Below are 20769 nucleotides of genomic sequence, written 5' to 3'. Positions count from 1 at the left end.
GCCATGACCGACGAGGATTTCGACAGACTTCAGGCCCTGATGGCCTCGCGCGCGGGTTATCGTCTGTCGCGCGAACGCCTGTCCCTGGCCGAGCATCGGCTGGGCCCGGTGGCGCGCCGCGAAGGCTTCGAGACGGTGGCGGCCATGCTGCAGTCCCTGTGGGCGCGGCCGGTCGCTTCCCTGGGGTGGTCGGTGATCGAAAGCCTGCTGAACCCCGAAACCTGGTTCAACCGCGACCGGGCGCCGTTCCAGACCCTGACGCGCGATCTTCTGCCGGCCCTGTCCAAGGCCCGCGACGGCCGCCGGGTGCGCATCCTGTCGGCGGGCTGCTCGACCGGGCAGGAAGCCTATTCCGTGGCCATGGCCGCGCTGGAGGCGGGCGCCGAGTTCGAGCTGTCGGCCATCGACCTGAACCCCCGCGCCATCGAGAAGGCCCGCAGCGGCCTCTACACCAGCTTCGAGATTCAGCGCGGACTGTCGGCGGCGGCCATGCTGCGCTGGTTCGATCAGGTCGAGGACCAGTGGCGCGCGCGCGCCGAGTTGCGCCAGCGTGTCCGCTTCGACGCCGTCAACCTGCTGGACCCGCCCGCCGACGAGGGGCGTTTCGACATCATCTTCTGCCGCCATGTGATGGACGACATGGTTCCGGCCCAGCGTCAGCAGGCGCTGGAGCTTCTGGAACAGCGCCTGGTCGATGACGGTTGCCTGTTCCTGGGCCAGGACGAACGCCTGGAAGACGACAGCGTCGCCTTCCGCGCCGTGGCCGGGCGGCCCGGTCTTTATGTGAAATCGCCCGCCTTCGTGCGGCGCGCGGCCTGATTGGGCGCCATCGTCGCCGATCCGCCCTTGCCCCGCCCCACCCCCGGCGGCCTATAATCGCCAAGGTTCGGGAGGGGATGCTCATGCGGCTTGGACTGCTGTTCGGCGTGCTTCTGGTCGCCCTGGCCCTGGCGGCCGTGTCGCTGCGCACGCCCGCGCCGCTTCCGGCAGACGCCCCGGCGACCGAATTTTCGGCCCAGCGCGCCATGGCTGACTTGCGCCAGATCGCCCGCGCGCCCCATCCGCTGGGTTCAGCCGAACATGACCGCGTCCGCGCCTATCTGAACGCCCGCATGGCGCAGCTGGGTCTGTCGCCCCAGGTCCAGACCGGCCCCCTGTCGCCCGAAGCAGTGCGTCGGCTGGAACGCTGGGACATCGACCCGGCCGCCGCCGGCCATCAGGTGCGCAATCTTGTCGGCGTCCTGCCCGGCCGCGACCGCTCGCTGCAACCCATCGTGATGATGGCCCACTATGATTCCGTGCCCGGTTCGCCCGGCGCCGCCGACGATGCAGCGGGGGTGGCCGCCATTCTGGAATCGGTGCGCGCCATCCGCGCCCGCGGCCTGGCCGAGCGGGATCTGGTGGTGCTGATCACAGACGCCGAAGAACTGAACCTGGACGGCGCGCGCGCCTTCTTCGGCGACCATCCGCTGCGCGACCGGGTCGGCGCGGTCATCAATCTGGAGGCGCGCGGCGGCGGCGGCCGGGCCTTCATGTTCGAGACCGGACCCGGCAACGCCGAAACCGTGGCCCGTTTCGCCGATGCGGCGTCCCGCGCGCCGGGCGGGGCGGCGTCCAGCTCCCTGGCCGTCTTCGTCTATGAGATGATGCCCAACGGCACCGACTTCACCATTCCCAAGCGGCGCGGGATCGGCGGTCTGAACTTCGCCTTCATCGGCCGCCCGGACCAGTATCACGCCCATGGCTCCACCCCCGAAGCGCTGGAGATCGGCAGCCTGCAGCATCTGGGCGGACAGGCGCTGGAATCGGCCGACGCCTGGCTGCGCGCGCCCGACCTGCCGCGCGCCACGGTCAACGCCGTCTATTCCGACGTGTTCGGGCGGCTGACGATCCGGCATCCGCCCTTCATGGGCTGGGTGCTGCTAGGGCTGGCGGGCCTGCTGGGCGGCTATGCGGCCTGGACGGTGCGACGGCGCGCCGACCTGACCCTGCCCGACGTCGGGCGCGGTATGCTGGACGGTCTGTGGCTGGTCGCCTCGGGTCTGGTGCTGGCGTCGGCCGTGCGCGTTCTAGGCGGGCCGATGACGGCGCGAGTGGACTCGCCCGACGTCTATTACACCCTGCTGAAGCGCCTGCCGTGGATGGAGGCCGGGGTGGCGCTGGCGCTGCTGGGCGCCTGTCTGACGCTGATGGCCGGGCGGGATCGGGCCGGGCGGCGCATCGTCACCGGCGTGCTGGGCGCGGCCCTGGCGGTCAGCCTGATCCTGGGCGGTTTCAATCCGGTGGTGCTGGGCGCCGCGGCGGCGGCCATTGCGCTGAGTTGGATGATCCGGCGCGAGCCTGCCTCGGTCTGGGGCGGCTGGCTGGGCCTCATCGCCCTGGTGTTCGTGATGGGCTGCGCCGTCCAGGCGGCGGCGCCCCAGGCGGCGCTGATCCTGGTCTGGCCGGTGTTGCTGGCGGCGCTGGCGGCGGCGCTGGCGGCGGGACTGGGGTCCGGCCTGTTCCATGCGCGGGCGCTGGTTCCCGTCGGCGTGGCGGCGGTCTTCGGCGGCGGCTGGCTGATGGCCCTGTCGCACCAGATCTGGCTGGGCGTCGGCATGGACATGCCCGGCGCCCTGGCGCTGATGGCGCTGCTGATCCTGATGCTGATGCGGCCGCTGGCTCCGCGGCTCAGCCTGTCGCGGCCGCTGCTGATCGCGGCGGCGGCCTGTCTGGTGCTGGGCTGCGCCGTATCCGGCTGGGCGCGCATGGCCGAACCGGCCCCGCCCGCCCCGGTCGCGCCGGCTTAACCGGATCGGAAGTCCCGTCCGTTAGGTCAGGCCGCATGAAACTGATCCACGCCCTTCAGGACAACGACAATCCCAACTCGCTGGTGTCGCGCTTCCGCCGCGCCCGCAGCCGCCGCGTCGTCGAACTGATCCAGGCGATCCACGCCGAAAAGGGCGCGGTGCGGATCATCGACCTGGGGGGTGAGGCCAATTACTGGCGTCTGTTCGATCTGGACCTGCTGACGTCGCACCGGGTGCACATCACCCTGATAAATCCCGGCGGAACCGGCGACGTCTGGGATACGGACCTGTTCGACGAGATCGACGCCGACGCCTGTTCCCTGCCGCAATACGCCGACAACAGCTTCGACCTGGTGCATTCCAACTCGGTCATCGAGCACGTCGGCGACTGGGTGCGGATGGAGGCCTTCGCCGCCGAATGCCGCCGCCTGGCCCCGCGCTACTATGTCCAGACGCCCTATTTCTGGTTCCCGATCGAGCCGCACTTCTCGGCCCCCTTCTTCCATTGGCGCAGCGAACAGAGCCGCGCCCGCGCCCTGATGCGCCGCGCCCACGGTTTTTCGCAAAAGGCGCCCGACGTCGGCGCGGCCATGCGCGACGTCCAGCACGCGCGCCTGCTGGACAAGACCCAGTTCCGCTTCCTGTATCCCGACGCGACCCACCACGACGAGAAGGTGGGGCCGCTGACCAAGTCGGTTATCGCGGTTCGCAACCCCACGGTTCCCTGATCCCGCCACTGAAAGACGGACGGCGCCCGGTTTCGATTTCAGAAAGGCAATGACGATGAAAAACGCATCCCTGTTCCTGGCCGGCGCTGTTGCGGCCCTGTGCGTGACGACGCCGGCCCTGGCCATGCCCCTGGTCACGATCCGTTTCGACAGAGCGAATGTGAACTATGAAGGCGCGCTCTACGCCGCCGCGAAAGGTGCCCTGGATAGACAGCCGAACGCCTCGTTCGACGTCGTGGCCTGTAGCCCCGAGGCCAGCACCCCGGGCGCGCAAGCCCTGGCGGCGACCAATGTCCGCCGAAATGCGGAATCTGTGGTCCGCAGCCTGACGAACATGGGACTGTCGGCGAACCGCATTCGCGTCAGCCAACGCACCTGTTCCGACACCCGCACCGCCGAAGTCAGGGTGTTCGTCGTCTGATCGGCCTTCTGCGCCCCGAGAACCGAACGTCAGAAACGGACGTGGCCGCCACCACGGTATCGGTCGCGACGAAAAGAACATATTGGCAACCGGAACAAACCGTGCACATAGTCCGTCTCACACAGGGAGCGGGTCCATGGCGGGTCTCTCCCGAAACCAGATGGGAATCATGGCAAGGGAGACGAAGGCAGTGGCACAGGCGGCATTGAAACTGGTGGGCAAGGAAGACGGCGACAAGCAGCGCGCGCTGGAGGCGGCGATCGCCCAGATCGACCGCGCCTTCGGCAAGGGCTCGGTGATGAAGCTGGGCAAGGCCGGCGTCGTGGCCGAGATCGAGAGCGTCTCGACCGGCTCGCTGGGCCTGGACATGGCCCTGGGCATCGGCGGTCTGCCGGTCGGGCGGGTGATCGAGGTGTTCGGCCCGGAAAGCTCGGGCAAGACCACCCTGGCCCTGCACACCGTGGCCGAGGTGCAGAAGAAGGGCGGGGTCGCCGCCTTCGTCGACGCCGAACACGCGCTGGACCCGGTCTACGCCGGCAAGCTGGGGGTCAATCTGGACGACCTTCTGGTGTCGCAGCCCGACCATGGCGAGCAGGCGCTGGAGATCGTCGACACCCTGGTGCGTTCGGGCGCCGTGGACATTGTGGTGGTCGATTCCGTCGCCGCCCTGACGCCGCGCGCCGAGATCGAGGGCGAGATGGGCGACAGCCTGCCGGGCCTTCAGGCGCGGTTGATGAGCCAGGCGCTGCGCAAGCTGACCGCCTCGATCAACAAGTCCAAATGCATCGTGCTGTTCATCAACCAGATCCGCCACAAGATCGGGGTGATGTACGGTTCGCCCGAGACGACCACGGGCGGCAATGCGCTGAAATTCTACGCCTCGGTCCGCCTGGACATCCGCCGCACCGGCGCGATCAAGGACCGCGACGAAGTGGTGGGCAACACCACGCGGGTGAAGGTGGTCAAGAACAAGGTCGCCCCGCCGTTCCGCGAGGTCATCTTCGACATTATGTACGGCGAAGGCATCTCCAAGCTGGGCGAGGTCATCGACCTGGGCGTCAAGGCCGGGATCATCGAGAAGTCCGGCAGCTGGTTCTCCTATGACAGCCAGCGCATCGGCCAGGGGCGCGAGAATGTGCGCGCCTTCCTCAAGGCCAATCCCGACATCGCCGACGGCATCGAAAAGGCCGTGCGCGCCTCGACCAACAAGATCGCCGACGAACTGCTGGGCACGCCCGAACCCGACGAGGGTCAGGACCTGGAGGGCTGATCCGCCCCCCCACACCCTCCCCGAAACTCCGCCCGGCTGGTCCCTGCGACCCGCCATCCGACCCCGCCGGGATCGGCCTGGGCCGAGCGGCCGCCTGACGTTCGCGTCGGGCGGCCTTTTTCGTGGATCGGCCCTTCCGCGCCGATCACGACCGGGTGATGCGCCGGGCGCGAAAACCCTATATGACGCCCCTTCCCCGTTTCTCCCCCGACCGACCGGCGCCCATGACCAGCCTGAAGCAGATCCGCTCCACCTTCCTCGACTTCTTCGCGGCCGATGGCCACGAGCGGGTGCATTCGGCCCCCCTGGTGCCGCAGAACGATCCGACGCTGATGTTCGTCAACGCCGGCATGGTGCCGTTCAAGGACTATTTCACCGGCGCCGCCACGCCCCCCTATCCGCGTGCGACCAGCAGTCAGAAATGCGTCCGCGCCGGCGGCAAGCACAACGACCTGGACAATGTCGGCTACACCGCCCGCCACCTGACCTTCTTCGAAATGCTGGGGAATTTCAGCTTCGGCGACTATTTCAAGGACCACGCCATCGAACGGGCCTGGCAGCTGGTCACCCAGGATTTCGGCCTGGACCCCAAACGCCTGCTGGTCACCGTCTATATCGACGACGATGAGGCCGCCGCGATCTGGAAGAAGGTCACCGGTTTCGGCGACGACAAGATCATCCGCATCGCCGGCAGCGACAATTTCTGGGCCATGGGCGACAGCGGTCCGTGCGGTCCCTGCACCGAGATCTTCTGGGATTACGGCGACCACGTCCCCGGCGGCCCCCCGGGTTCGCCCGACGAGGACGGCGACCGGTTCGTGGAGATCTGGAACAACGTCTTCATGCAGTTCGAGAAGGAGAACGACGAGATCGTCCGTTCCCTGCCCAAACCCAGCGTCGACACCGGCATGGGGCTGGAGCGGATCGCCTCGGTGCTGCAGGGCAAGAACTCGGTCTTCGACACCGACCTGTTCCAGACCCTGATCGCCGCGTCCGAAGACGCCACGAACACCAAGGCCGAGGGTGATCGCGCGCCCAGTCACCGCGTCATCGCCGACCACCTGCGCTCGTCCGCCTTCCTGATCGCCGACGGCGTCACCCCGTCGAACGAGGGACGCGGCTATGTGCTGCGCCGCATCATGCGTCGGGCCATGCGCCACGCCCACCTGCTGGGCGCCTCCGAACCCCTGATGCACCGTCTGGTCCCGACCCTGATCTCGGAAATGGGCGACGCCTTCCCCGAGTTGAAACGCGCCCAGGCCTTTGTCGAGGACACGCTGAAGCAGGAAGAAATCCGTTTCCGCACCACCCTGTCCAAGGGGATGAGCCTGTTCGACACGGCGGTTCAGGGCTTCCGCCCCGGCGAGATGCTGGACGGCCAGACGGCCTTCACCCTTTACGACACCTACGGCTTCCCGCTGGACCTGACCCAGGACGAGGCGCGCCGGCGCGGCTTCGGCGTCAATGTCGAGGGTTTCCAGGACGCCATGGCCCAGCAACGCGCCCGGTCGCGCGAACACTGGAAGGGCTCGGGCCAGACCGCCAACGCCGGCGAATGGCTGGCCGTGCGCGACCGGCTGGGGCCGACGGTGTTCAGCGGCTATGACGCCGTCGACGGCTCGGGCGAAGTCCTGGCCATCATGAAGGACGGCCAGGCGGTCGATGCGGCTGAGACCGGCGCCATCGTCGAAGTGCTGTTCGACACCACCCCCTTCTATGCCGAAAGCGGCGGCCAGGCGGGCGATCACGGCACGCTGGAATGGCCCGGCGGCGCGGCCGAGGTCATCGATGTGCGCAAACAGGCGGGCGACCTGCACGTCCTGTCGGCCGAGATCACCGCCGGCGCCCTGAAGATCGGCGACCGCGCGGCCCAGTCGGTCGATCCGGCCAAGCGCCAGACCACGCGCGCCAACCATTCGGCCGCCCACCTGCTGCACACGGCGCTGAAGAATGTGCTGGGCGATCACGTGGCCCAGAAGGGCCAGCTGGTCGACGCCGAACGCGCCCGTTTCGACTTCAGCCACAACGCCCCCGTGACCGAGGACGAACTGGCGGCCATGGAGGCCGAGGTCAACGCCGTGATCCGCCAGAACGTCCCGGCCGAGACCCGGCTGATGGCGCCCCAGGCCGCCATCGAGGCCGGCGCCATCGCCCTGTTCGGCGAGAAATACGGCGACGAGGTGCGGGTGCTGACGCTCGGTCGGTCTCTGACCACCGACAACAAGCCCTATTCGGTCGAACTGTGCGGCGGCACCCATGTGTCGCGCACCGGCGACATCGGCCTGTTCAAGATCGTGTCCGAGGGCGGCGTCGCCGCTGGGGTGCGCCGCATCGAGGCCCTGACCGGCGAGGCCGCGCGCCTGTATGTCGAAGGCCAGGCCCGCGTCGCCCGCAACCTGGCCCGCGATTTCAAGGTCCAGCCCGCCGACGTGCCCGCGCGCGTCGAGGGCCTGCAGACCTCGGTCAAGGCGCTGGAGAAACAGGTCGCCGAGCTGAAGAAGCAACTGGCGCTGGGCGGCGGCTCGGGCGCCGATGCGGCCCCGGAAGAGATCAACGGCGTCAAGCTGATCGCCCGCGTCCTGGACGGAGTGGACGGCAAGGGCCTGCGCGGCGTGGCCGAGGACTTCCGCAAACAGGTCGGCTCGGGCGTCGTGGCCCTGATCGGCGTGACGGACGGCAAGGCGGCGGTCACCGTGGCTGTGACGTCGGACATGGCGGGCCGTGTCAACGCCGCCGATCTGGCGCGCGCGGCGGTCCTCGCCATGGGCGGCCAGGGCGCGGGCGGCAAGCCCGACTTCGCCCAGGGCGGAGCGCCGGACGGGTCGAAGGCCGAGGCCGGACTGGCGGCGATCCGCGCGGCTCTGAACTAGGACCTTCGGCGGGGCCGGTTCAGCGCCGGTCCCGCTGGAAATCCACGCCGGTCAGTTTCCAGTCGAACAGGCCGCGCCGGCTCATGACCAGGGCCAGGCGACGGTCCGGCTTATCCTTCCGCGTCAGGGTGACGGCGAAGGTGTCCAGGTTGCGATAGCCCCATGCCTGATGGATGTCGTCGCCGCCGTCATCGGCTGACGCAGGCGCCGTCTCCGGGTCCGCAGGGTTCGGCGCCTGGCCGGTGCGGACCATTTCACCGACGGCCTCGGGCGTGATCAGGGCGTCCACGGCGCCGGACACCAGCGCGGGCGCCAGCAACATGCCCAGTCCCGCCAGCACATCGCCGGCCTCGCCCGCCTGGTCACGCATTTCGTCGGCCAGGGCCTGGTTCAGTTCGTCCTTCAGACTGGCGCGAAAGGCGGGAAAATCGACCAGCCGCTCCAGCGCCGCCGCATCCCCCGCCTTGCCGGCCCGGATCAGGGCCTGGGCCGCGAACACCGGCGACAGGGCATAGGCCCCGACGAAGACGGCGACGGCCGCCACGGCCGCACCGACCCACAGCTTGCGCCTCATATACGCGACTCCCGCCTACTCAACCCTACCCGTGACGACGGTAGCGGTGACTCGCGGCGTCCCGCCAGAGGGATTCGGTCGTCAGTCGGCCTTGGCGGGCGCCGACGGCATGGAAGCTGTGGCCGGGGCCACCCCGTCGGGCAGGCCGACATGGACCAGTTTCCACTCGAACACCCCCTTGCGGGCGAAGGTGAAGACGGTGCGCGATCCGCCCTGGTCAGCCACGGCCATGCGGGCGCTGTTGATCCCCCAATAGACGGGACTGGGAATGGGATCGCCGGTCGAGGGCGCGGCCCCCTGGGCGCTGCGTTGCGAGGCCAGCCGCCCCTCGCCGCGCGTCAGGGCCGACAGGGCGCGCGGGGTCAAATAAGCGTCCACGTCGGGCGCGCGCACGGTCGGCGCCTGTTCCAGTTGATGCCGCACGGCGCCGATGGGGTCTTCCAGAAAGGACGGGGCGGGTTGCAGCGCGCGCGGATCGCCGCCCATCTGGGGCCTCAACGACTGGCGCACCGCCCCGAAATCGACCAGCCGCGACAGGGCTGCCGCGTCATTGGCGTCCCCCGCCGAACGGATGGCGAAGAAGGCCACGCCCGGCGCCGCGAAGAAGCAGACCACCGCCACCACGATGGCCGTCAGCACCAGATTGAACAGCAGCTTGCCCATGCGTCCCTCCGCGTCAGGCCGCCATCAATGCACGAACCAAGGCCGGACGAAAGCGATCCTCCCCCATCGGGGGAGGGGGACCGCGCAGCGGTGGAGGGGGCTGGCGCGCACTGGCCCCCTCCGTCTCGACGGCCGCGCCGCCGATCCACCTCCCCCGATGGGGGAGGATTTAATCAGGCCATCGCCGCCTTCAGATTCTCGGCCACCTTGTCGATGAAGCCTTCGGTGGTCAGCCACGACTGCTGATCGCCGACCAGCAGGGCCAGATCCTTGGTCATGAAGCCGGCCTCGACGGTGTCGACCACCACCTTTTCCAGGGTGTCCGCGAACGTCCCCAGGGCGGCGTTGCCATCCAGCTTGGCGCGGTGCTTGAAGCCGCGGGTCCAGGCGAAGATCGAGGCGATGGAGTTGGTCGAGGTGGCCTCGCCCTTCTGATGCTGGCGATAGTGGCGGGTCACGGTGCCGTGGGCGGCCTCGGTCTCCATCACCTTGCCGTCGGGCGTCATCAGCACCGAGGTCATCAGGCCCAGCGAGCCGAAGCCTTGCGCCACCACGTCCGACTGAACGTCGCCGTCGTAGTTCTTGCACGCCCAGACGAAGCCGCCGGACCATTTGATGGCGGCCGCCACCATGTCGTCGATCAGGCGGTGCTCATAGGTCAGGCCCGCCGCCTTGAACTTGTCGGCGTATTCGGCGTCGAACACCTCCTGGAAGATGTCCTTGAAGCGGCCGTCATAGGCTTTCAGGATGGTGTTCTTGGTCGACAGATAGACCGGATAGCCGCGGTTCAGGCCATAGCTGAACGAGGCGTGGGCGAAGTCGCGGATCGAGTCGTCCAGGTTGTACATGCCCATGGCCACGCCGGCGCCCGGCGACTTGAACACCTCGTGCTCGATCACGGCGCCGTCTTCACCGACGAATTTGATCGACAGGGTTCCGGCGCCCGGCATCAGGAAGTCGGTGGCCTTGTACTGGTCGCCGAAGGCGTGGCGGCCGACGACGATGGGCTGGGTCCAGCCCGGCACCAGGCGCGGCACGTTCGAGCAGATGATCGGCTCGCGGAAAACCACGCCGCCCAGGATGTTGCGGATGGTGCCGTTGGGCGACTTCCACATCTTCTTCAGGCCGAACTCGGCCACGCGGGCTTCGTCGGGGGTGATGGTGGCGCATTTCACGCCGACGCCGTGCTTCTGGATCGCGTGGGCGGCGTCGATCGTCACCTGATCGTCGGTGGCGTCGCGGTGTTCCATGCCCAGGTCGTAATAGTCCAGCTCCAGGTCCAGGAACGGGAAGACCAGCTTGTCCTTGATCATCTGCCAGATGATGCGGGTCATCTCGTCGCCGTCGATGTCGACGATGGGGTTGTCGACCTTGATCTTGGCCATGGTGTCTCTCTGTCAGCGAGGGGAGGTTCGGGTTCGGCGGCGGGTATAGCGAGCCGACGCCCGCCACGCAAAGGGCGCCGCCGACCGCGCCCTTGCCCGACGCCCCCGAATGGAGACTATGGCCGCACGGACAGACGGAGACGGCACGATGCGCAAGATGATCCTGGCCGGCACGGCCCTGCTGGCGGCCTGCGGGTCTCAGGCGCCGGCGAACGGCGGCGAAGCGGCGGCTGGCGACCGCGCAGGGACTGAACGCACGGTTCAGCCCGCCTCGCGCAGCTTCCGCGACTGGATGGTCGGTTGCGACAACGGCGACGACTGCGTGGCCATCGCCGGCCCGGTGGACGGCAGCGCCGGCTGGCTGCGGGTGGCCCTGGGCGCCGGGCCGGACGCCCGCCCCGCGATCATGGCCGGCCTGTGGTCCAATGGCCCCGAGAACGCCGCCGCGCCCCTGACGATCCAGATCGACGGCCGGAGCTTCGGGCTGACGCCGCATGGCGAACTGGGCGAGGCGGGTGTCGGCGTCCTGGCGGCCGATCAGGCGCGCGCGGCCCTGGCCGCCCTGGCGGCGGCGCGGTCGCTGAAACTGGTCAAGGGGTCGGACAGCGTCGATCTGTCGCCCAACGGCGCCTCGGCCGCCCTGTTGTGGATCGACGAACGCCAGGGGCGCCTGGACACGCCGACCGCCCTGATCCGACGTGGCGAACGCGCGACAGATGGCGTTCCCGCCGCGCCCGTCCTGCCGCGTATCCGGCCCGCCGTTGCGGTCGATCAGACCGGCATGCCCGGACCGGATGGCGCCGCGCCCGCCCTGCCCGCCGCTCTGGCCGGCCTGGCCGAGGTCAAACAGTGCGCGGCCAATCTGAGTTGGAACCCCGGCCTGTCCGGCGCCGTCACCCGCTACCGGCTGGATGCGAGGTCCGAGCTGTGGGGCGTGCCGTGCGATGCGGGCGCCTATAATCTGACCATGCTGTACTGGATCACCGGACCCAACGGCGCCAATCCCCGCGCGGCGGCCTTCCGGGGGCTGGACGGCGAAGCCCAGGCCGAGCTGACCAACGCCGCCTACGATCCCGTCGCCCGTACCCTGAGCCAGTTCGCCAAGGGGCGCGGCATCGGCGACTGCGGCGTCTTCCAGACCTGGACCTGGACGGCGCACGGCTTTGTCCTCAGCCACGAGGCGGCGATGGGCGAATGCTGGGGCGTGCCCAGCGAACTGTGGCCGACCCGCTGGCGCAGCCGGACGGACTGACCCGCGGCCTCAGCCCCGGCGCACCCCGGCGGTCCAGTCGTCGATCACCCGTTCCAGCACGGTCAGAGGCACGCCCCCGCCCGCCAGACCGGCATCGTGGAAGCCCTTGATGTCGAACCGGTCGCCCAGGGCCGCACGCGCCTTTTCGCGCAGGCGCACCCACTCCAGCTTACCCACCATGTAGGCGCAGGCCTGGCCCGGCCAGCCGCAGTAGCGGTCCACCTCGGACGTCGAGGCGCTTTCCTGATCGCCCAGGGTCTCGACCATGTAGCGGATGGCCTGTTCGCGGCTCCAGCCCTTGGAATGCAGGCCGGTGTCCACCACCAGGCGGGCGGCGCGGAACATCATCGACTGCAGATAGCCGATGCGCCCGGCGGCATCGTCGGCATAGACGCCCATCTCGTCCGCCAGCTGTTCGGCGTACAGGCCCCAGCCTTCGACATAGCTGGAGAAGAACAGCAGGTTCATCAGCTTGGGCGCCGCCGCGCTTTCCTGCTGCAGGGCGATCTGCAGGTGATGGCCCGGCGCCGCCTCGTGATAGGTCAGGGTCGGCAGGGTCCAGCGCGGCCATTCGGAGGTGTCGCGCAGGTTGATGTAGTAGATGCCCGGCCGCGTCCCATCCAGGCTGGGGCTGTTGTAGTAGCCCAGGGCGGCGCCCGCCTCGATCTCGACCGGCACGCGGCGGATTTCGACCGGCGAGCGCGGCAGGTGGCCGAAATACTGGGGCAGGCGGGCCTGCATGTCCTGCATCTGGCGGTTCAGATCGGCCAGCAGCTGGGTCCGGCCCTCGTCAGTGTTGGCGTACAGATAGCGGGCGTCGTCGCCCAGGGCCGAGATGCGCTGGGCCACCGTGCCCTGGGTCAGACCCTGGGCCTTCAACAGGCCATCCGCCTGGGCCGTCAGTTCGGCCACCTGCTGGCGGCCGATGCGGTGGATCTCGTCGGCGCTCAGCCGCGTGGTGGTGATGTAGTGCAGGCTGTTGGCGTAATAGGCCTCGCCCTGGGGCAGGCGCGAGACGCCGGCCGCGTGCCCGGCGGTGGGCAGCCGGGCCTCCATCGCCTCGACCTGACGGGTCAGGGCCGGATAGATGCGCGTCTCGATCAGGCGCGCGACGCGGGCGCCCCAGTCGCCGCTCAGCCCCTTGGCCTGGGCCCGATTGACGACCGAGGCGACCATCGACGAGTCCGCCGGGGCGGTGCGCAACATGCCGCGCTGCGACCCGATCACGTTCGACAGGATGAAGTCCGGCGGAACCACGCCCAGGGCGTAGTCTTCCAGCATCCGGTCGGTCTCGGCGTTCAGCACGTCGGCGAAGGCGTCGATGCGCGCCACATAGGCCTCGGCGTCGGCGGCCGTCTCGATGGTGTGCTGGGTGTTCAGGAAGTCGGGCGTGGTCTGCCAGGCGCCCGACTGCTGGCTGACGCGATAGATCTGAGGCCAGCCGCCCTGGCCATAGGGGATGTCGAAGGTGGCGATCACCGCATCATAGTTGGCGGCGATGGAATCATAGCGGATGGCGTCCACGCCGCTCAGTTTCGACCGGTCGATGGCGGCCAGTTCGGCGCGGAAGCCGCGGATCAGGGCGCGGCCCTTCTCCTCCTCTTCGCGGGTGGGGGCGACCAGTTGCGACTTGGCGGCGGCGCGGGCGCCGGTGTCCAGGCCGAAGGCGGTGACCGTTTCGGGCGATTCATCCAGGGTGCGCTCGAACACCCGATCCATATAGGCGTCCAGCAAGGCCTTGGTCGCCGGGTCCGAAGCCGCCGGCCCGGCGACCGGCGCGGCCCCTTGCGCGCCCCTGGGCATGGCGGCGCAGGCGCCGGTGGCGGCCGCCCCGGCGGCGGCGGCGGTCATCAGCAGGCGGCGACGGTCGATCATGGGGGCGCTCCGATTTTCAGGCCGCCACGCTAGGCCTGCGTCGGCGCCTTTCGCAAGATCAGTCGGCGGCGGGTTCGGCGCCCAGCCAGGCGGCGCGGAAGGCCATCTGCTCGGCCGTCACCTCGCCGCCGTCGGTCTCGATGCGGACCAGTTCGACCGAGGGATCGCCGGCGAAGCGGATGCGCGCCCGGCCTTCGCGGCCGCGCTGAAGAAAGCGCACCACCACCTCGTCGCCGGGGCGGGCCCGCTCGATCACCCGGTCCCAGTCGGCCTGGGCGTCGATCTGGATGTCGCCGACGGCCACGATCTCGTCGCCCCGGTCCATGCCCGCGTCATAAAGGGCCGTGCCCGGCGCCGTGGCCCCGGCCAGGCGCGCGGTGGTTCCGGCGAACTCCAGCCGCACCGGCCCGGCCCAGGCGCGTTGCGGCGCGCTGCGTTTCAGCACCAGGCCGGCCTGGGCGAACAGGGGGGCGAAGTCCGGCAGCTGGCTGTCCTGAACGCTGCGAGCAAAGAAATCGGCCGCGAACGCCTCGTCTCCCGTCACCGCCGCCAGGGCCGCCCGCAGGTCGTCGGGCGTATAGGGGCGTTCCGTCACCCCATGATCGCGCCACAACCGCCGCATGTAGTCGTCCAGCGTCACGCCGGGGAACCGCTGGCGCAGCGTCAGGTCCAGCGCCAGTCCCAGCACGGCGCCATGGGTGTAGTAGGAGACGAAGATGTTCGGATTGGTCGGGTCGATCGCCGCCGCCGCATCGACGAAGGGCGCCCGCAGGCTCATTTCTTGCGGCGAGCCATAGGCGCGGGCCGGGCTGTTCAGCACGAAATTCACCTGGGCGCCCATTTCGCGCAGGAAGGCATCCGTGGTCGACACCCCCGCCCGACGGATGGTCAGCGGCCCGTAATAGCTGGTGAACCCCTCGGCCAGCCACAGCGACGGCGTGGGATTGGCGCGGGTGTAGTCGAACGGCTCCAACTCGGCCGGGCGCAACCGCTCGACGTTCCAGGCGTGGAAGAATTCGTGGCTCAGGGTGCCGATCTGGCCATAGTTCGCCTCGGCCAGACCCCGTGTCGAGGTGATGATGGTCGAGTTGCGATGCTCCATGCCGTCGCCGCTGACGTGCGGCAGATAGTCGGCCAGGAAGGTGTAGGCGCCGTTCTCGAAATCCGGCACGTCGCCGAAGACGGCGATCTGGGCGTCCACCACACGACGGGCGCGCGCGGCGAATTCGTCGGCCTCGGCGTCGGTTCCGGCGTGATGCAGGGCGATGCGGATGGTGCGCGGCGTGCCCGCATCGTCCACCTGCCATTCGCGCACGACGTGGGCGCTGATCTCCACCGGGCTGTCCATCAGATACTGCAGGTTCGGCGCGGTGAAGACATCGGCGTCCGACGTCGGCGCCAACTGGGTGGCGATGCGCCAGTCGGGGGTCAGGCGGTTGAATCTCAGGCGCACCGGCCGGTCGTCATAACCGCTGGCCCACATCAGGGTCGCGGGCATGTTCAGATGGGCGTGGGTGGCGTCGATCTGGGCGTATGTGCCGTCGCCCCGGTCGGCGAACAGGGTGTAGGTGACGGTGATCGCCCCGTCGTGCCCCTCGACCGTCCAGCCATAGGGGTCGTCGCGCCGGACGGTCAGCGGCCGACCGGCCCCATCGGCGGCGGCGACGGAATAGACGTTCTTGGCGAACTCGTGGATCGCATAGCGGCCCGGTGACGACCGCGACATCTGAAACCGCACCGGCCCCGGCTCCAGCCCGCGATAGGTGACGGCGATCCGCGCTTCATGGTGCACGGCGTTGTCGAAGCGCAGATCGTATTCGACGGGTGCGGGCGCCACGGGGGCCGCCGTCGCGCCTCGGCTCTGCGACAGGGCCGGACCGGCCGCCAGCACCAGAAACGCCGCCATCGCCGCCGCACGCATCCGTCGCATCATCATCACCCTTGCACCCTGAACTCCGAGGAGCCGGACCGTCGCCCGCGAGGCCGACGATTGCAAGGCTGAGAGGCCGCGTCAGGCCGCGTGCAGTTCCTGTTTCACCCGTTCGGCCAGGGTCTTGATGTCCAGCGGCTTGGGCAGGAAGGACACCCCCACCTCGTCGGCCAGCAGGTCCGAGAAGTCGCTCTCGGCATAGCCCGAGATGAACATCACCGGCGCATCGCCCAGATATTTGCGCGCCTTCTTCAGCAGCGACGGCCCGTCCAGCCCCGGCATGATGACGTCCGAGATCAGCATGTCGATCTGACCCGCCCATTCCTCGGCCAAGACCAGGGCTTCCTCGCCGTCGGCCGCCTCGATCACCTCATAGCCGCGCTGGCGCAGCAGACGGGCGGCGATGCCGCGCACGGCGGCCTCGTCCTCGACGAACAGGATGCGGCCGGCGCCCGACAGGTCGCGCGGCTGGCGCACCGTCTTGACCTCGACCGGGGCGGCCTCGGCCAGTTCGGCCTCGCCGGCGGCCGGCAGGAAGATGCGGAAGGCCGCGCCCGCGCCGTCGATGTTGGCCACGGCGATATGCCCGCCCGCCTGCTGGACGATGCCATAGACGGTGGCCAGACCCATGCCCGTGCCCTCGTTCACCGCCTTGGTGGTGAAGAAGGGTTCGAAGATCTTGTCGACCAGTTCGGCCGGAACCCCAGGCCCGGTGTCCGACACCTCGATCAGGGCCACATCCTCGGTCGGCGCCTCCAGCCAGCCCATCTCGCGCGCCTGGTCGCGGGTCAGGCGGGCGGTGCGGATGGTGACCACGGCGTCGCCGGGGGGCGTCACGCCGCGCATGGCGTCGCGGGCGTTGACGGCCAGGTTCATCACCGCCGTCTCCAGCTGGCTCTTGTCGGCCACCACCACCGGCAGATCGCGGCCATAGTCGGTCTCCAGCCGCACATCCTCGCGCAGCAGGCGGCGCAGCAGGACGGCGAATTCGCCCACCAGTTCGCCCAGGTCCAGCCGCTCGCGCCGCACCGTGGACTTGCGCGAGAAGGCCAGCAGCTTGCGCACCAGGTCGGCGGCGCGAATGGCCGTCTGGCGGATCTCGTTCAGCCCCTCGTACGACGGGTCGCCGACCGGGTGCCGTTCCAGCAGGCCCGACAGCTGCAGCTGGATCGCCGTCAGCAGATTGTTGAAGTCGTGCGCCACCCCGCCGGCCAGCTGGCCCACGGCCTGCATTTTCTGGGCCTGCGACAGCTGCAGCTCCATCGACTTCTGGGCCGAGACGTCGAACAGCCAGACGCGACGCGCCTGCCCTTCGGGCGCGACGTACAGATGCAGCATCCGGTCGGGATAGGCGCGGGCCACCAGTTCGATCGGGCCCGACGATCCGGCCGCCAGACGCGCCCGCGCCTCGGCCACGCCCGTCGGTTCGAACAGATGGCCGAAGGCCGCATCGCGCGCCGCCGCCGGACCGGTCAGAACCGCCAGCGCGGCATTGGCCTCCTGGGCGCGGCCGGCGAACAGATCCTCGCCCTCGATCACGGCCGAACCGAACGGCGCCCCGGCGGCCATGGCGCGCGCGTCGCCGGTCTGTGCGACCGGGGCGGCGGCCGGCGCGGGCGCGGCGGGATGCAGATCGGGCGCCTGGCGCACCAGGAAGCGATCGGGTCCGGCGCGGCCGATGGCCACCTCGACCTCGCGCGCGCCGATGGTGACGATGGCGCGGCCCTCGTGCCCCTGTTTCGCCTGGGCGAAGGCCATGTACAGCGCCTGGCCCAGACGGCCGCGCGGCAGGGCGGTGGTGGCGCCGTTCGCCTCGACCCAGGCCGCGTTGAAGGCCAGCACCTGGCCCGAGGCCCAGACCAGGGCCGCCGGTTCGCTGAGGGCGTCCAGCATCTCGACCGCCGCATCGCCGCTGGGCCGGCGCGGCGTCAGGCCGCGACCAAAGGCGAACAGGCCGATCAGCGCCACCGCCCCCGCCGTGCCGATCAGCATCAGTCCCGGCGCCGACCAGGGATCGGACCGGAAGGCCGGATAGGCCAGGGCCGCCACCGCCACGATGAAGCCGACCACCATCAGCCCCGCCAGCAGGTCGAATGAGCGTCGGGGGCTGTGCGCTTCCATTTCGCCTCGCGCGCGAATGATTCGGGCGATGATACCCTGTTTCAGCGGCGTTTCCGCTTCTGCATGACGAAGCCGATCACCTTGGCCGCAGCCTCGAAATGTTCGCGCGGGATGATCTCGTCCACCTCGACCGCGGCGTACAGGGCGCGGGCCAGGGGCACGTTCTCGACGATCGGCACCGAATGTTCGCGCGCCACCTCGCGGATCTTCATGGCCAGGGCGTCGACCCCCTTGGCCACGCACACGGGCGCGGCGTCGCCCTTGTCCGGCTCATAGCGCAGGGCGACCGAATAGTGGGTCGGGTTGGTGACGATGACGGTGGCGGTGGGCACCGCCTGCATCATCCGCTTGCGGCTGCGCTGCATGCGGATCTGCTTCAGCCGCGCCTTGACGTGGGGATCGCCCTCGGACTGCTTGTAGTCTTCCTTCAGCTCTTCCTTGGTCATGCGCATCCGCTTGGCGAAGCGCATCCGCTGCCACAGATAGTCGGCGCCCGCCGTCAGCCCCAGGAACACCAGCGCCGCCGCCAGCAGCGCCGCCACCAGATCGCGCGCCAGCGGCAGCAGGCTGACGGGACTGAGCGCCGCCAGCATCTGGATCTCGCCCGCATGCGGCTTCAGCACCCACCAGCAGACGGCGGCGATGGCGATCAGCTTGGCGAAGGTCTTGACGAACTGCATCAGGCCGTCGGGGCCGAAGATGCGCTTGAAGCCGGCCATGGGGCTGACCTTGTCCCATTTGGGCTTCATCTTCTCGGCGCTGAACACCAGGCCCGACTGGGCCAGATTGCCGCCCGCCCCGCCCAGGATCACCGCGAACATCACCGCCGCGAACAGGGGCGCCGCCGCCCACAGGACCTGGGCGCCCAGGGCCATGCCGCCGTCGCCTTCCAACGCGCCCAGCATGGCGTGCGGCGCGGCGATGAAGGGGACCAGCTGTTCCGCCAGGCTGCTGGCGAACCAGCTGCCGCCCATCAGGATCACCCCCGAGGCCCCCATCAGAGCCAGGGCCGAGCCGACATCGGGCGACTTGGCGACATCGCCCTTCTTGCGGGCGTCCTCAAGTTTTCGCGGGGTCGCCTCTTCTGTTTTGGATTCGGGATCGGCGCCTTCAGCCAAGGACGCCTCCCGAACCCGACGCGAACACCTCGGCCAGGCGGCGATAGCGGTCGATGAAGACCGTCCCGGCCACCCCGAGGCTGAGCGCGAACACCGACAGCCCCAGGATCACGCTGAGCGGGGCGGCGGCGAAGAAGACCTGAAACTGCGGCATCACCCGGCCGATCAGGCCCGTGGCGATGTTGAACACCAGGGCGAAGACCAGGACCGGTCCGGCCAGCTGCACCCCCAGCATGAAGGAATCGCCCAGGGTGCGCACCGCCAGGGTCACGAAATCGCCGGTGACCAGCGGCCGCGCCGGGGCGATCAGCTCATACGACCCCACCATGCCGGCCACGAACAGATGATGGGTGTTGGTGGCGAACACCAGCGTCACGCCCAGCAGGGCCAGAAAGGCCGACAGGGTCGTGCCCGGCTGGGCCTGCAAGGGGTTGGCGGTCTGCGAGAAGCCCAGGGTGGTCTGCAGCGACACGATCTCGCCCGCCGTTCCCAGGGCGGTCATGAAGGACCGCAGCACCGCGCCGATGGCCAGGCCCACGATCACCTCGCGCAGCACCCAGCCGACCACCCCGCCCAGGGTCGCCGGCAGGGCCGGCAGAACGCCCGCCAGCATCGGCCACAACGCCAGGGTTACGACCAGCGCCAGCGACAGGCGCACGCGCGGCGGCACATAGCTTTCGCCGATGCCGGGCAGCATCAGGATGATCGCGCCGATCCGCGCGAAGATCAGGCCGGCGGACCAGACCTGATCGGCTGTGGCCCAGGGCTCCACCCGGCGGCGCCCCTACATGCCCGCGATGCGGGCGGCGATCTGCTGCATGAAGCCGCCCAGCAGGGCGCCCATCAGCGGCAGGAACAACAGCAGGGACATGAAGATGGCGATGATCTTGGGCGCATAGACCAGGGTCTGTTCCTGGATCTGGGTCAGGGCCTGGAACAGGCCGATCACCACGCCGACCACCAGCGCCACCACCAGCGCCGGCAGACACAGCTGGATGGTCAGCCACAGGGCGTCACGCCCCACGTCCAGAACTTCGGCGCCGTTCATTAAGACTCGCTCCCGGGTACTGGGCCGAATTTGCCGGGTGCATGGTTAACGCCGCGATAACGAACGCGGCCGCCCTCCCCTTTGACGAAGGTCGGGTCTATATGCCCCTGCATGACCGACACCCCCGTTTCCCAGTCCGAGGCCGAAGCCGCCGTCCGCACCCTGATCCGCTGGGCCGGCGACAACCCCGATCGCGAGGGCCTGCTGGAAACCCCCGCCCGCGTCGCCCGCAGCTATCGCGAGCTGTTCGAAGGCTATGAGAGCGATCCGCGCGCCTATCTGGAAAAGACCTTCGAAGAGGTCGGCGGCTACAACCAGCTGGTGGTGCTGAAGGACATCCGCTTCGTCAGCTTCTGCGAGCATCACATGCTGCCGGTCGTGGGCAAGGCGCACGTCGCCTATCTGCCGACCGACCGGGTGGTGGGCATCTCGAAGCTGGCGCGGGTGGTGCGCGGTTACGCCCGCCGGCTGCAGATCCAGGAAAAGATGACGTCCGAGATCGCCACCGCCATCAACGAGGTGCTGAAGCCTCAGGGCGTCGGCGTGGTCATCGAGGCGGAACACAGCTGCATGACCCTGCGCGGCGTCAATGCCCCGGGCGCCAGTCTGACCACCAGCCACCTGATCGGCGTGGTGCGCGACGACGCCCGCACGCGGGAAGAATTCCTGCGCCTGGTTCGCGGCTGAGATTGAGCGCCCACACGGCCTGATCCTTGCGGCCTGCG

General features: G+C 69.3%; 17 protein-coding genes. 8 read left to right on the top strand and 9 right to left on the bottom strand.

Features of this window, described 5'->3' with window-relative positions; genetic code table 11:
* Positions 1-3 precede the first annotated feature (3 nt).
* The 6 genes from Q0581_RS04445 to alaS all read left to right on the top strand — a co-directional run bounded on the left by Q0581_RS04445 (position 4) and on the right by alaS (position 8078).
* Positions 4-819 (top strand): protein-glutamate O-methyltransferase CheR, encoded by an 816-nt coding sequence (locus Q0581_RS04445; RefSeq protein WP_298697969.1) that lies wholly within the window; start codon positions 4-6, stop codon positions 817-819.
* Between the two features lie 83 nt (positions 820-902).
* Positions 903-2789 carry a M20/M25/M40 family metallo-hydrolase gene (locus Q0581_RS04440; RefSeq protein WP_298697968.1) on the top strand — a complete coding sequence of 629 codons (1887 nt, stop codon included), beginning with the start codon at positions 903-905 and terminating at the stop codon, positions 2787-2789.
* A 35-nt stretch (positions 2790-2824) separates the two neighbouring features.
* Positions 2825-3517 carry a methyltransferase domain-containing protein gene (locus tag Q0581_RS04435; RefSeq protein WP_298697966.1) on the top strand — a complete coding sequence of 231 codons (693 nt, stop codon included), beginning with the start codon at positions 2825-2827 and terminating at the stop codon, positions 3515-3517.
* A 55-nt stretch (positions 3518-3572) separates the two neighbouring features.
* Positions 3573-3938 (top strand): hypothetical protein, encoded by a 366-nt coding sequence (locus Q0581_RS04430; protein ID WP_298697964.1) that lies wholly within the window; start codon positions 3573-3575, stop codon positions 3936-3938.
* Between the two features lie 169 nt (positions 3939-4107).
* Entirely contained in the window at positions 4108-5208 is a 1101-nt protein-coding gene (recA, locus tag Q0581_RS04425) for a recombinase RecA (RefSeq protein ID WP_298697962.1), read from the top strand.
* 224 nt (positions 5209-5432) lie between these two features.
* A complete protein-coding gene (gene alaS / locus Q0581_RS04420) occupies positions 5433-8078 on the top strand; it encodes an alanine--tRNA ligase (protein ID WP_298698170.1) in 2646 nt (881 codons plus the stop codon).
* Between the two features lie 19 nt (positions 8079-8097).
* Here the strand turns inward: alaS and Q0581_RS04415 are convergent, their stop codons facing one another.
* From Q0581_RS04415 to Q0581_RS04405, 3 genes are all read right to left on the bottom strand, one after another.
* On the bottom strand, positions 8098-8652 hold the full coding sequence (locus tag Q0581_RS04415; protein WP_298697960.1) for a DUF2939 domain-containing protein: 555 nt from the start codon (positions 8650-8652) through the stop codon (positions 8098-8100).
* Between the two features lie 81 nt (positions 8653-8733).
* Positions 8734-9315, bottom strand: a complete 582-nt coding sequence (locus Q0581_RS04410; protein WP_298697958.1) for a DUF2939 domain-containing protein — start codon at positions 9313-9315, stop codon at positions 8734-8736.
* A gap of 173 nt (positions 9316-9488) precedes the next feature.
* Positions 9489-10700, bottom strand: a complete 1212-nt coding sequence (locus Q0581_RS04405) for an NADP-dependent isocitrate dehydrogenase (RefSeq protein ID WP_298697956.1) — start codon at positions 10698-10700, stop codon at positions 9489-9491.
* Positions 10701-10848: 148 nt separating this feature from the next.
* Here Q0581_RS04405 and Q0581_RS04400 point away from each other — a divergent pair, with 148 nt between their 5' ends.
* The gene (locus Q0581_RS04400) at positions 10849-11952 is read left to right on the top strand and encodes a DUF1176 domain-containing protein (protein WP_298697954.1); all 1104 of its coding nucleotides are present in this window, start codon (positions 10849-10851) and stop codon (positions 11950-11952) included.
* Positions 11953-11961: 9 nt separating this feature from the next.
* Here Q0581_RS04400 and Q0581_RS04395 read toward each other — a convergent pair whose 3' ends face one another.
* From Q0581_RS04395 to fliQ, 6 genes are all read right to left on the bottom strand, one after another.
* Positions 11962-13827 (bottom strand): DUF885 family protein, encoded by a 1866-nt coding sequence (locus Q0581_RS04395; RefSeq protein WP_298697952.1) that lies wholly within the window; start codon positions 13825-13827, stop codon positions 11962-11964.
* A gap of 58 nt (positions 13828-13885) precedes the next feature.
* Positions 13886-15757 carry a M61 family peptidase gene (locus tag Q0581_RS04390; protein WP_298697950.1) on the bottom strand — a complete coding sequence of 624 codons (1872 nt, stop codon included), beginning with the start codon at positions 15755-15757 and terminating at the stop codon, positions 13886-13888.
* A gap of 81 nt (positions 15758-15838) precedes the next feature.
* A complete protein-coding gene (gene cckA, locus Q0581_RS04385) occupies positions 15839-17878 on the bottom strand; it encodes a cell cycle histidine kinase CckA (RefSeq protein ID WP_298697948.1) in 2040 nt (679 codons plus the stop codon).
* Between the two features lie 41 nt (positions 17879-17919).
* The gene (gene flhB / locus Q0581_RS04380; protein WP_298697946.1) at positions 17920-18996 is read right to left on the bottom strand and encodes a flagellar biosynthesis protein FlhB; all 1077 of its coding nucleotides are present in this window, start codon (positions 18994-18996) and stop codon (positions 17920-17922) included.
* Positions 18989-19768: a flagellar biosynthetic protein FliR gene (fliR, locus tag Q0581_RS04375; RefSeq protein ID WP_298697944.1), complete on the bottom strand. Its 780-nt coding sequence runs from the start codon at positions 19766-19768 to the stop codon at positions 18989-18991. The genes flhB and fliR overlap by 8 nt, the downstream gene beginning before the upstream one ends.
* Positions 19769-19780: 12 nt before the next feature.
* On the bottom strand, positions 19781-20044 hold the full coding sequence (fliQ, locus tag Q0581_RS04370) for a flagellar biosynthesis protein FliQ (protein WP_298697942.1): 264 nt from the start codon (positions 20042-20044) through the stop codon (positions 19781-19783).
* A 111-nt stretch (positions 20045-20155) separates the two neighbouring features.
* Between fliQ and folE the strand changes: the two genes are divergently transcribed.
* Positions 20156-20731: a GTP cyclohydrolase I FolE gene (gene folE, locus Q0581_RS04365; protein ID WP_298697940.1), complete on the top strand. Its 576-nt coding sequence runs from the start codon at positions 20156-20158 to the stop codon at positions 20729-20731.
* Positions 20732-20769: the final 38 nt, after the last annotated feature.

This window comes from uncultured Brevundimonas sp., assembly GCF_937863155.1.
GTDB lineage: Bacteria > Pseudomonadota > Alphaproteobacteria > Caulobacterales > Caulobacteraceae > Brevundimonas.
Note: the sequence above shows the minus strand (reverse complement) of the source record. Positions and strands in the feature narration are given on the sequence as shown.